Source organism: Cellulomonas sp. HZM, from assembly GCF_000708885.1.
In the GTDB taxonomy this organism is placed as follows: Bacteria; Actinomycetota; Actinomycetes; order Actinomycetales; family Cellulomonadaceae; genus Cellulomonas.
In genome coordinates, this window is record NZ_JEOE01000016.1 from 21387 (window position 1) to 33425 (window position 12039).

The window sequence follows — 12039 nt, forward strand, 5'->3', positions numbered from 1 at the left end:
CGCGATACTGGGTCCGTGACCGACGACCGCCGCCGCCCGCGCTCGGTCTACGGCGTGGGCGACGAGCCCGACGCGCGGTTCTCGCTCGCCAACGAGCGCACGTTCCTCGCGTGGGTGCGCACCGCGCTCGGGCTGCTCGCGGGCGGCGTCGCGCTCGAGGCGCTCGACCTCCCGATGCGCGCGGGCTTCCAGCTGGCCGCCTCGGTGCTCCTCGTCGTGCTGGGCATCCTCGCGCCCGTGTCCGCATGGCTGGGGTGGGCGCGTGCCGAGCGGGCCGTCCGGCTGCGGTCCCCCATGCCCGCACCGACGTCGTTCACGCTGCTCGTCGTCGGCGTCAGCGCCGCCGGGGTCCTGGTCCTGCTGGGGATAGCGCTGCGATGAGCGGCCCGGAGCCCGCCGCACCCGAGTCGTTCGCCGTCGAGCGCACGCGGCTCGCGTGGCGGCGCACCGCGCTGTCCCTCGCCGCGGGCTCGGTCGCGGCCGGCAAGCTGCTCGAGGAGGTCGTCGGTGCCGGCGGCTGGGCCGTCACGCTCGTCGGGCTCGGGGCCGCCGCGGCGATGGTCCGTGCGGCACGACGCCGGCACACGCGCGACGACGCCCGGCCTGCGTCCACGCTCGTCGCGGCGTGCGCGACGGCCATGACGCTCCTCGGTGCCGCCGGACTGTGGCTCGTGCTCGCCTGGCCCCGGTGAGGCGCCTCAGGGGACGCGCGCGGTCCACCCCGGGTCGGAGAACTTCGTGCGGTCCAGCTCGGCCACGCGCGCGAGCTCGTCGTCCGTGAGGACCGCGTCGACGACGCGGTACCGCGACCGGAAGTGCGCCACGAACGCCGCGATGACGTCCTCGCGCGGCAGCTGGGTCTGCGAGCGCACCGGGTCCACGCGCTTGTTGGCGGACGTCGTCCCCTTGTCGGAGAGCTTCTCGCGCCCGATGCGCAGCACCTCGAGCATCTTCGTCGCGTCGATGTCGTAGGACATCGTCACGTGGTGCAGCACCGCACCGCCCACCATGCGCTTCTGCGCGGAGCCGGCGAGCTTGCCCGCAGGCGAGGCGATGTCGTTGAGCCCGCTGACGAAGGCCTGCACACCCACGTCCGCGAGCGCACCGAGCACCCACTGGTTGAGGAACGTGTAGGACTCCTCGAAGCTCATGCCGTCGACGAGCGAGGCGGGCACCACCATCGAGAACGTGATGCAGTTGCCTGCCTCCATGAACATCGCGCCACCGCCGGAGATGCGCCGCACGACGGTGATCCCGTACCGCTGCGCCGCATCGAGGTCGACCTCGTTGGACAGCGACTGGAACGAGCCGATGATCACCGCGGGGTCCTGCCACTCCCAGAAGCGCAGCGTCGGCCCGCGTCGACCGGCCGCGAGCTGTGCGGTCAGCACCTCGTCGAGCGCCGCGTTCTCGGCCGGGCTGAGCGGGCCGGGCGTCAGCAGCTCGAACTCGTGGTCGCCCCATGCGGTCGAGTAACCGAGCGCCCGGCGGACCGCGAGCGCCACCGAGCGCGCGTCGAAACCGACCATCGCGACCGGCCCCGCGATCGCCCCGGCACGTTCGGCGGTCTCGACGCCGCCGGTCACGGCCTGCGCCAGCGCCGCCGGCGAGGCGTCCTGCGGCATCCCGACGAGCGACGCCGCGATGACCTCGAGCGCGTCGTCGGGCTCGAGGAAGAAGTCACCGCTGACGACGACGTCAGCAAGGAGCCCGTCGTTCACCTCGAGGTCGACCACGACGAGCTTGCCGCCGGGGACCTTGTACTCGCCGTGCACCTATCCGAGCCCTTCCACCGCGTGCTGCGCCTGCGTCTGCAGCAGCTGGTCGAGGTCCTCGGGTTCGCCGAGCACCTTGCGCGCGTCGTCGGTGCTCGCACCGTCGTGCAGGTCGGTCGCTGTCCACGTCACGATCGTGTTCCCGACGAGCAGGTGCCCCCGGTAGTCGGGGAAGGCGTGCGTGCCGGTCCGCTGCGTGCGCTCCTGGACGATCGACGGGTAGACGCCCTGCCCCTCGATCGCGGGGCTGGCGGACCAGGTGGTGCTGTCGGCGCCCGGCACCGACTGCGTGTACACCGAGCACGCGTCGACCGTCTGCACGAGCACGCGGAACGCGCGCTGCGCGGCCCGGGGGCTCGCGAGCACGGAGACGCGCTGCTCGAACGACATCTCCGGGTCGCGCCACTGCTGGGCCTGGAAGTCACGCGGGGTGGTGCCGACGACGGTCACGGCGTCGGTGCAGTCGTCGGGGTCGACCGCGGAGCCTGCCGGCAGGCCCCACGTCGGCGTCGGGCCCGCCGACAGGCCGGCCGCCGCACCGGGCATCGCGGTCGCGAGCTGAGTCGGCGTCACGAGCAGCCGTCCGGCGGTCCCCGCGTCGAAGCGTGCGGCGGAGCCCACTGGCTGCACGGTCGACGAGGACTCCTTCGGGTCCGGGACGTCGAGCGCGCTCGTCGGCGACGGCGTCGTCGTGGCGGCGTCGGGCTCGACGTCGTGGGCGACCCACGGCTGGAGCACGAGAGCGACGATCGCCCCCACGAGCAGGACCGTGAGGACCCACCACCACCGGCGCGCAGGGCGCACGGGACCTCCGCTGGCGTCGTCGGGTCCCGACGGCTGCGGCATCGTGCCCGCCAACGCCCCGCTCCCCTCGTGTGCTCGTCGTGGTCTGTCGTCTCCCCCAGGTTATGCCGCCGGTCTGTGAACGACGACCAGGGTCGTCAGCGCGGCGCGACGCCGAGGTTGCGCAGCCCCCAGATGGCCGAGTCCGTGAGGGCCTCCCACGACGCCTCGAGCAGGTTGGGGCCGACACCGACGGTGCTCCACGACGTCTGGCCGTCGGTGGTCTCGATGAGGACGCGCGTGACGGCGTCCGTGCCACTCATCGAGTCGAGGATGCGGACCTTGAAGTCGATGAGCTCGAACTCCTCGATCTCCGGGTAGACGCGCTGCAGCCCGAGCCGCAACGCGTGGTCGAGCGCGTTGACCGGTCCGTTGCCCTCGCCCGTCGTGACGTGCCGCTCGCCGCCCGCGTGCAGCTTCACGGTCGCCTCCGCCGTCGCGGGCGTACCGCGGCCGCCGCTGCGCTCGACGATCGCGCGCCACGACTCGACGCTGAAGTACTGCGGGCGCGACCCGTCGATCTCCTCGACGAGCAGCAGCTCGAACGACGCGTCGGCGGCCTCGTACGTGTACCCGTTGGCCTCGGCGTCCTTGACGCGGTCCGTCACGCGGGCCAGCAGCTCGGGTCGCCCGCCCAGCTCGAAGCCGAGCTCGCGGCCCTTGAGCTCGATCGACGCGCGGCCCGCCATGTCGCTCACGAGCATGCGCATGTCGTTGCCCACCGCCGCGGGGTCGATGTGCTGGTAGAGGTCGGGGTCGACCTTGATGGCCGACGCGTGCAGCCCGGCCTTGTGCGCGAACGCGCTCGCGCCCACGTACGGCGAGCGTGCGAACGGGGAGATGTTCGTGATCTCGCTGATCGCGTGCGCGATGCGGGTGAGCTCCGGCAGGCCACCGGGCCGCTCGTCGTCGGTGCGCAGCACGCGGGCTCCGTACTTCAGCTCGAGGTTCGCGACGACCGCGAGCAGGTCGGCGTTGCCGGTGCGCTCGCCGTAGCCGTTGACCGTGCCCTGCACGTGGGAGCAACCCGCCTCGACGGCGGCCAACGTGTTGGCGACCGCGCAGCCCGAGTCGTTGTGCGCGTGCATGCCCAGGATCGCGTCGGGGCCGACGAGCTCGCGCACCTCGTGCACGATGTCGCCCACCCACGCGGGGACCATGCCGCCGTTCGTGTCGCACAGCGCGACGACCTCGGCGCCCGCCTCGAACGCGGCGAGCACCGCGGCGCGCGAGTAGCCGGCGTCGAACCTGAAGCCGTCGAAGAAGTGCTCGGCGTCGACGACGACCCGACGTCCCTCACGCACGAGGAACGCGACGGTGTCGGCGATCATCGCGAGGTTCTCCTCGCCCGTGGTGCGCAGCGCGCGCTCGGCGTGCCGCAGGTCGCTCTTGGCGACGAGCGCGACGACCGGAGCCTCCGAGTCGACCAGCGCACGCACCTGCGGGTCGTCCGTCGCACGGGTCCCCGCCTTGCGGGTCGAGCCGAACGCCGCGAGCTCGGCGTTGCGCAGGTCGAGCTCCTTGGCGGCACGCTTGAAGAACTCCGTGTCCTTCGGCACCGCGCCCGGCCACCCGCCCTCGATGAACCCCACGCCCAGCTCGTCGAGCAGCGGCGCGATCGCCAGCTTGTCGGCGACGGACAGGTTCATGCCCTCCTGCTGGGCGCCGTCGCGCAGGGTCGTGTCGTAGACGTGGAACGGGCGGGTCGTTGCGCTCACGGTCGGCTCTCTTCGCTGCTCGGTGCTGGGTGCTCCGGCCCGGTCGTCGTCCGCGGGGTGTGCGGTGGTCCGGTCGGGCCGTCCGGTCGCGTCCAGGGGTGGTGGACCGACCAACAAAAAGACCCCCCGGGGTACGGGAGGTCTGCGCGTCGACGGGTGGTCGACGCGCTACTCGATAATGAGCGTCCAGCTGGTCACGGGGTCATCGTGGCACACGTCACGCTCGCTGGTCACGCGTTCCAGCACGTGGACGTGCCCCGTTCGGGCGGCATCGTGTCTCTCGGCGCGACGCGGGCACCGGTCGTCGCTAGCGTCGAGCGCGACCGTGACCCGCAAGCCCGACCCGCAAGCCCGACCCGCAAGCCAGACCCGCAAGCCCGACCCGCAAGCCCGAGGAGAGCGCCATGACCGTGCCACCGTCGGACCCGCAGCCGACCCAGCGATTCACCACGCCACCGGCCGCGGCGACACCCCCGGCAGCCGACGGCGGACTGCCCCCGACCCCGCCCGCGCTGCAGCCGACCGCCGCCGAGGTCCCTGCCCCCGCGCCCGCGCGACCGGCCGAGCCGCGGCTCACGCTGAACGCGGGCCAGTACTGGGGCGGCGTCGTCGCGACCGCGGTCGTCGCGGCGCTCGTCGGTGTCGTCGGCGTCGTGGTCTTCGAGAAGATCCTCGACGTCGACCTCGTCGTGCAGGACCCGTTCGGCACCGACAGCCACCTCGGCGCCTACGTCGTCGGCGGCGTCGCAGCGGCGCTGCTCGCGGGCGGCCTGCTGCATCTCCTCGTGGTCTCGACGCCTCGTCCCCGCGCGTTCTTCGGCTGGATCGTCGGCCTCGCGACGCTCGTCGTCGCGCTGCTGCCCCTGACGTGGACCGACGACACGACGCGAGCGCTGTGCTCGGGCCTCGTGAACCTCGTGATGGGGATCGCGATCTGGTCGCTGCTGGCGTCGGTGCTGGCTCGCACGACGCGGATCGTCGGCGGTCGCTGACGTCCGTCACGCACGACGCCCGGGACCGAGGCGAGCGCCTCCGGTCCCGGGCGTCGTGCGTGCTCGGGGTCAGACCAGCCGGTGGAGCCACCCGTGCCGGTCGGTCGCGCGGCCGTACTGGATGTCCGTCAGCTCGGAGCGGATGCGGCTCGTCACCGGCCCGGCGTCCCCGTCGGCCACCGCGAGGTCGAAGTCGTCGCTCGCGAGGCGCCCGATCGGCGTGATGACCGCCGCGGTCCCGCACGCGAACACCTCGGAGATCGAGCCGTCCGCGAGCCCGCGGCGGACCTCGTCGAGTGGCAGCGCCTTCTCGGACACCTCGTGCCCGGCGTCGACGAGCAGCTGCACGATCGACGAGCGCGTCACGCCCTCGAGGATCGACCCCGACACGGGCGGGGTCGCCGCGCTGCCGTCGGCGTAGACGACGAACACGTTCATGCCGCCCAGCTCCTCGAGCTGGGTGTTCGTCGACGCGTCGAGGAAGCACACCTGCTCGAAGCCCTTGGCGTACGCCGCCTGCTGCGGCAGCAGGCTCGCCGCGTAGTTCCCCCCGCACTTCGCCGCCCCGGTGCCGCCGGCACCCGCGCGGTGGTACTCCTGGTCCACCCAGATCGACACCGGGCGCACGCCGCCGGCGAAGTACGGACCGACGGGCGAGGCGATGACCAGGAACTCCGCCTCGAGCGAGGGCCGCACGCCCAGGAACGACTCCGAGGCGTACATGAACGGCCGCAGGTACAGGCTCGTCTCCTCGCCCGACGGCACCCACGCCTCGTCGACCCGCACGAGCGCCTCGATCGCGCCGAGGAAGTCGGCCTCGGGCAGCTCGGGCAGCGCGAGGCGGTGCGCGGAGCGGGCGAATCGTGCTGCGTTCGCGTGCGGGCGGAACGTCCACACCGACGAGTCCGGGTGCCGGTACGCCTTGAGCCCTTCGAAGATCTCCTGCGCGTAGTGCAGCACGGCGGTCGCGGGGTCCATCTGCAGCGGGCCGTACTTCTCGACCCGGCGGTCCTGCCAGCCGTGCTCGTTGGTGTACGAGACGCGGGACATGTGCTCGGTGAAGACCGTGCCGAACTTCGGCGCGGCCAGCGCCTGCGCGCGCTGCTCGTCGGGCACGGGGGTGTCGGTCCGGTGCACCTCGAAGAGGTCGGCGGACGTCGATGTCGCGATGGTGCTCATGTCGGGGGGCCTTTCACCAGGGTCGGGACGACGTTACCTGGGGAGACGGCCGACGGGACAGGGAGGCGTTCAGCCGGCGATGCGCGCGGCGAGGTCCTTGCCCACCTCGGCCGTCGAACGTACTCGGCCGTCGCGCTCGGCGATGTCGGCGGCCACCGCCGCCTCGATCGCGCGCGCGCGGTCGGCGAAGCCCAGGTGGTCGAGCAGGAGCGCGACCGACAGGACCGTGGCGGTGGGGTCGGCCTTGCCCTGGCCCGCGATGTCCGGCGCCGAGCCGTGCACGGGCTCGAACATGCTCGGGGCCGTGCGGTCCGGGTTGATGTTGGCGCTCGCCGCCAGGCCGATGCCGCCGGTGATCGCCGCCGCGAGGTCGGTCAGGATGTCGCCGAACAGGTTGTCGGTGACGATCACGTCGAACCGGCTCGGGTTCGTGACGAGGAAGATCGTCGCCGCGTCCACGTGCAGGTAGTCGACCGTCACGTCCGGGAACTCGGCGTTGACGGCCTCGACCGTGCGACGCCACAGGTGGCCGGCGTGCACGAGGACGTTGTGCTTGTGCACGAGCGTGAGCTTCTTGCGGGGGCGCGCCGCGGCCCGGGCGAACGCGTCGCGGACCACGCGCTCGACACCGAACGCAGTGTTCACCGAGACCTCGTTGGCCACCTCGTGCGGCGTGCCGACGCGGATCGCGCCGCCGTTGCCGACGTACGGACCCTCGGTGCCCTCGCGCACCACGACGAAGTCGACGTCGCCCGGGGCCGCGAGCGGGGTCGGGACGCCCGGGTAGAGCTTGCTGGGGCGCAGGTTGACGTAGTGGTCGAGCTCGAAGCGGAGCTTGAGCAGCAGTCCCCGCTCGAGCACGCCCGACGGCACGCTCGGGTCCCCGATCGCGCCGAGCAGGATCGCGTCGTGCGTGCGGATCGCGGCGAGGTCGGCGTCCGTCAGCGTCTCGCCGGTCGCGTGCCAGCGGCGCGCGCCGAGGTCGAAGTCCGTCGTGCGCACGTTCACACCCGTGCCCGTGAGCGCGGCGTCGAGCGCCAGCAGGCCCTGCTCGACGACCTCCGTGCCGATGCCGTCACCTGCGACGACGGCGAGCTGGATGTCACGGGGCTGTGCGGGGCTGCTCATGCGGTCACCCTAGTCCGCCGTCCCAACTCTCGGGACGCCCATCTCACAGGATGGTCGGAGCCCAGCGTGCTCCGGTCAGTCGACGGGCGGCGTCGCGCCGTCCGTCGGGTAGACCAGCTCGTACGTCTCGGCGACCTCGTCCGCACCCGGCGCCACCTCGGTGGTCCGCACGAGCGCACGCGGCTCGCCCGAGCCGTCGAGCACGATCGCGAGGTCGCCCACGCGCGGCAGGTCACCCCCGCCGAAGTCGGCCGTCGGCGCGCTCGTCGTCGTCCGCGTGCCCGCGAGGATGTCCCGCACCGCGTCGTCCGCCTCGGCGCCCTCGCCGTAGGAGAACGAGGGCGGCGGCACGACGTCGAGCGGCACCGCACCGACGATGCCGTCGAGCTTGCCGAAGCCCACGTGCCCCCGCGCGGCCTGCCAGAACGCCGTGATCCGGTCGTCGCCGTCGGACGCCACCGCGTCCTGCGCGTACAGGTCGTCCTGCACCTCGTGGTGCCCGCTCTGGTCGCTCATCGCCGCCCTCTCGTCGTGGTGCCGCCCATCGTGCCGCCCATCCTGCCGCACGACGGACGACGGGGCAGGAGCGGACCACGAGTGGTCGCTCCCGCCCCGTCGGCGGTGCGTGCTGAGGTCAGCGCGCCGCGGAACCCTCGACGTAGTCGGAGTCCGAGGGCTTCACCCACGCGAACAGCTTGCGCAGCTCGCGGCCGACGGGCTCGATCGGGTGGTTCTGACCCTTCTCGCGGAGCTCCTTGAACTCCGGCGCGCCGGCGTCCTGGTCGTTGATGAAGCGCTCCGCGAAGGCGCCGGACTGGATGTCCGCGAGGACGGCACCCATGTTCGCCTTGACGTCCGGCGTGATGACGCGCGGGCCCGAGACGTAGTCGCCGTACTCGGCCGTGTCGGAGACCGACCAGCGCTGCTTGGTGATGCCGCCCTCGAAGATGAGGTCGACGATGAGCTTGAGCTCGTGCAGCACCTCGAAGTACGCGACCTCGGGCTGGTAGCCCGCCTCGGTCAGCGTCTCGAAGCCGTACTGGATGAGCTGCGACACGCCACCGCACAGGACGGCCTGCTCACCGAACAGGTCGGTCTCGGTCTCCTCGGTGAACGTCGTCTTGATGCCGGCGGCGCGCAGGCCACCGATCGCCTTGGCGTAGGACAGCGCGAGGTCCCACGCCGTGCCCGAGGCGTCCTGCTCGACCGCGACGATGACCGGCACGCCGCGCCCGTCGACGTACTCGCGACGCACGAGGTGACCCGGGCCCTTGGGCGCGACCATGAGGACGTCGTGGTTCGCCGCCGGCTTGATGTAGCCGAAGCGGATGTTGAAGCCGTGGCCGAAGACGAGCGCCGCGCCGTCCTTGAGGTTCGGCTCGATCTCGTCGCGGTAGACGATGCGCTGGACCTGGTCCGGCGCGAGGATCACGACGACGTCCGCACCCGCGACCGCCTCCGCGACGGTCGCGACCTTGAGGCCCTGGTTCTCGGCCTTGGCCCGCGAGGCGGAACCCTCGCGCAGGCCGACGGTGACGTCGACGCCGGAGTCGCGCAGGTTCAGCGAGTGCGCGTGCCCCTGGCTGCCGTAACCGACGACGGCGACCTTCTTGGACTGGATGATCGACAGGTCTGCGTCGTCGTCGTAGAACAGCTCAGCCACGGTGTCTCTCCTTGTTGAAACGTGAGTGATGGGGTCAGTGGTATCAGGCGGACCGCGTGACGCGCTCGAGCGCCCGGTCCGTGATCGAGCGGGAGCCGCGGCCGATGGCGACCGTCCCGGACTGCACGATCTCGCGCACGCCGTACGGCTCGAGCGCCGCGAGCAGCGCGTCCAGCTTGCCGGGCGAGCCGGTGGCCTCGATCACCACCGTGTCCGGCACGACGTCGACGACGTGCGCGCGGAACAGCTGGACGACCTCGAGCACCGCGGTGCGCTGGCTCGCGTCGGCGCGCACCTTCACCAGGATCAGCTCGCGCTGCACGGAGGCGGCGTCCTCGAGCTCGACGATCTTGATGACGTTGATGAGCTTGTTGAGCTGCTTGGTGACCTGCTCGAGCGGCAGCTCGTCGACGTCGACGACGACCGTGATGCGGCTGATCTCGTCGTGCTCCGTGGGGCCCACCGCGAGCGAGTGGATGTTGAACGAGCGCCGGGCGAACAGGCCCGCGACGCGCGTGAGCACGCCGGGCTTGTTCTCGACCAGCACCGACAGGGTGTGGCGGCTCATGATCAGTCCTCCGTGCTCGTGGGTCGGCCTGTGGCTGCATTCCGCTGCAGCCGAGTGCCTTGCTTCGCTGCGGCCCTCAACTTCCGCTTCATTGCGCCTCAGTCCTCCCGGTCCCACGCGGGGCTGATGCCCCTGGCGTACTGGATCTTGTCGTTGCTCACGCCCGCGGCGACCATCGGCCACACCATCGCGTCACGCGAGACGGTGAAGTCGACGACGACCGGCTGGTCGTCGATCTCGAGCGCGCGCTCGATCGTCGCGTCGACGTCCGCCTTCGTCTCGCAGCGCAGGCCCACGCAGCCGTAGGCGTCGGCCATCTTGACGAAGTCCGGCACGCGCGCGGTCCCGTGGCCCGTGTGCAGGTCGGTGTTGGAGTAGCGCGACTCGTAGAACAGCGTCTGCCACTGGCGCACCATGCCGAGCGAGGAGTTGTTGACCACCGCGACCTTGATCGGGATCTCGTTGATCGTGCAGGTCGCGAGCTCCTGGTTGGTCATCTGGAAGCAGCCGTCGCCGTCGATCGCCCAGACCGTGCGGTCCGGCTCACCGACCTTCGCCCCCATCGCGGCGGGCACCGCGAAGCCCATGGTCCCGAGCCCGCCCGAGTTGAGCCACGCGTTGGGGCGCTCGTACCGGATGAACTGTGCGGCCCACATCTGGTGCTGGCCGACACCGGCCACGTAGGTGGCCTCGGGTCCGGACAGCTCGCCGATGCGCTGGATGACGTGCTGCGGTGCGAGGTGGCCGTCGGACGGCTCGTCGTACCCGAGCGGGAACGTCTCGCGCCAGTCGTCGATCTGCTTCCACCAGCCCTCGAGGTCCGGCTTGCCGTGCTGCCCGTGCTCGCGCGCCAGCTCGGGCAGCAGGTCCGCGAGGACCTCGCGCAGGTCGCCGACGATCGGCACGTCCACCGCGCGGTTCTTGCCGATCTCCGCGGGGTCGATGTCCGCGTGCACGATCGCCGCGCCGGGCGCGAAGCTCGACAGCAGCCCCGTGACGCGGTCGTCGAACCGCGCGCCCAGCGCCACCACGAGGTCGGCCTTCTGCAGCGCCGCCACCGCGGGCACGGTCCCGTGCATGCCGGGCATGCCGAGGTGCTGCGGGTGCGTGTCGGGCAGCGCGCCGCGGGCCATCAGCGTCGTGACGACGGGCGCGCCCGAGGCGTCGACGAGCGCTCGCAGCTGCTGCGAGGCGCGCGCGCGGATCACGCCGCCACCCACGTACAGCACCGGCCGACGAGCGGTCGCCAGCAGCCGGGCCGCCTCGCGGATCTGCTTGGCGTGCGGCTTGGTCACGGGGTGGTAGCCCGGCAGCGAGACGTCCTGCGGCCACGTGAACGTGGTCGTCGACTGCATCGCCGACTTCGCGATGTCGACGAGCACCGGCCCGGGACGGCCCGTCGAGGCGATGTGGAACGCCTCCGCGATGACGCGCGGGATGTCCGCCGGATCGGTGACCAGGTAGTTGTGCTTCGTGATCGGCAGCGTGATGCCGACGATGTCGGCCTCCTGGAACGCGTCCGTGCCGATGAGCGACGCACCCACCTGGCCGGTGATCGCGACGAGCGGCACCGAGTCCATGTTGGCGTCGGCGATCGGCGTCACGAGGTTCGTCGCACCCGGGCCCGAGGTCGCCATGCACACGCCCACGCGGCCGGTGGCCTGCGCGTACCCGGTCGCGGCGTGCCCGCCACCCTGCTCGTGCCGCACCAGGATGTGGCGCAGGCGGGTCGAGTCCATGAGCGGGTCGTAGGTCGGGAGGATCGCGCCACCGGGGATGCCGAACACGACCTCCGCGCCGACCTCCTCGAGCGAGCGGACGATCGACTGCGCGCCGGTGACCTGCTCGCTGACGCGCGGGGCGGCCGTCGAGGCCGTGGCGGGCCGAGGGGCGGGCGTGGGCGCGACGGGCGCGGGTGTCCGGGGCGGTGCCGGGTGGGGTCCGGTGACCATCGGTGTCTCTCCCTGCGTGCGGTGGGGTGTGCGGTGGCCCGTGCTCGTCGTGTCGGCGCGCCCAGGCCGGAAAACGAAAACCCCTCGGCACCGGGTGGTCCGGCGGGTCGAGGGGTGAGCGCGCTGACGAAACCTGTGCGGGTGGCTTCAGCCGGCGCGCTCAGGAAGTACTACGAGGAGGATCGTCTGCACGCGAGCGAGGCTACGCCTCCGTAGGCTCG

The 12039-nt window shown here is 72.1% G+C and carries 12 protein-coding genes; 3 read left to right on the forward strand and 9 right to left on the reverse strand.

What is annotated here, in order from left to right; all coding sequences use genetic code 11:
* The first annotated feature begins 15 nt into the window (after window positions 1-15).
* Both AW16_RS0110220 and AW16_RS17110 read left to right on the forward strand, forming a co-directional pair.
* Window positions 16-381 carry a YidH family protein gene (locus tag AW16_RS0110220; RefSeq protein WP_029290108.1) on the forward strand — a complete coding sequence of 122 codons (366 nt, stop codon included), beginning with the start codon at window positions 16-18 and terminating at the stop codon, window positions 379-381.
* Window positions 378-692, forward strand: a complete 315-nt coding sequence (locus AW16_RS17110; RefSeq protein WP_051681852.1) for a DUF202 domain-containing protein — start codon at window positions 378-380, stop codon at window positions 690-692. Before AW16_RS0110220 ends, AW16_RS17110 begins: the two co-directional genes overlap by 4 nt.
* A gap of 6 nt (window positions 693-698) precedes the next feature.
* Here the strand turns inward: AW16_RS17110 and AW16_RS0110230 are convergent, their stop codons facing one another.
* The 3 genes from AW16_RS0110230 to cimA form a co-directional block, all read right to left on the reverse strand.
* Window positions 699-1775 (reverse strand): biotin/lipoate A/B protein ligase family protein, encoded by a 1077-nt coding sequence (locus AW16_RS0110230; protein ID WP_029290111.1) that lies wholly within the window; start codon window positions 1773-1775, stop codon window positions 699-701.
* Window positions 1776-2579 carry a sensor domain-containing protein gene (locus AW16_RS0110235; protein WP_197021603.1) on the reverse strand — a complete coding sequence of 268 codons (804 nt, stop codon included), beginning with the start codon at window positions 2577-2579 and terminating at the stop codon, window positions 1776-1778. It abuts the gene before it with no gap.
* A 137-nt stretch (window positions 2580-2716) separates the two neighbouring features.
* On the reverse strand, window positions 2717-4336 hold the full coding sequence (gene cimA, locus AW16_RS0110240) for a citramalate synthase (RefSeq protein WP_029290114.1): 1620 nt from the start codon (window positions 4334-4336) through the stop codon (window positions 2717-2719).
* 404 nt (window positions 4337-4740) lie between these two features.
* On the opposite strand from cimA, the gene AW16_RS0110245 reads away from it, so the two are divergent.
* Window positions 4741-5328, forward strand: a complete 588-nt coding sequence (locus tag AW16_RS0110245; protein WP_029290115.1) for a DUF6069 family protein — start codon at window positions 4741-4743, stop codon at window positions 5326-5328.
* Between the two features lie 69 nt (window positions 5329-5397).
* Here AW16_RS0110245 and AW16_RS0110250 read toward each other — a convergent pair whose 3' ends face one another.
* The 6 genes from AW16_RS0110250 to AW16_RS0110275 form a co-directional block, all read right to left on the reverse strand.
* A complete protein-coding gene (locus tag AW16_RS0110250; RefSeq protein WP_029290117.1) occupies window positions 5398-6507 on the reverse strand; it encodes a branched-chain amino acid aminotransferase in 1110 nt (369 codons plus the stop codon).
* A 69-nt stretch (window positions 6508-6576) separates the two neighbouring features.
* On the reverse strand, window positions 6577-7635 hold the full coding sequence (locus AW16_RS0110255) for a 3-isopropylmalate dehydrogenase (RefSeq protein WP_029290118.1): 1059 nt from the start codon (window positions 7633-7635) through the stop codon (window positions 6577-6579).
* A 75-nt stretch (window positions 7636-7710) separates the two neighbouring features.
* On the reverse strand, window positions 7711-8151 hold the full coding sequence (locus tag AW16_RS0110260) for a hypothetical protein (RefSeq protein ID WP_051681853.1): 441 nt from the start codon (window positions 8149-8151) through the stop codon (window positions 7711-7713).
* 118 nt (window positions 8152-8269) lie between these two features.
* The gene (gene ilvC, locus AW16_RS0110265; protein WP_029290122.1) at window positions 8270-9298 is read right to left on the reverse strand and encodes a ketol-acid reductoisomerase; all 1029 of its coding nucleotides are present in this window, start codon (window positions 9296-9298) and stop codon (window positions 8270-8272) included.
* Between the two features lie 43 nt (window positions 9299-9341).
* Window positions 9342-9866, reverse strand: a complete 525-nt coding sequence (gene ilvN, locus AW16_RS0110270) for an acetolactate synthase small subunit (RefSeq protein ID WP_029290124.1) — start codon at window positions 9864-9866, stop codon at window positions 9342-9344.
* Window positions 9867-9964: 98 nt separating this feature from the next.
* Window positions 9965-11818, reverse strand: coding sequence for an acetolactate synthase large subunit (locus tag AW16_RS0110275; protein WP_029290125.1), 1854 nt, complete (start codon window positions 11816-11818; stop codon window positions 9965-9967).
* Between the last annotated feature and the right edge of the window lie 221 nt (window positions 11819-12039).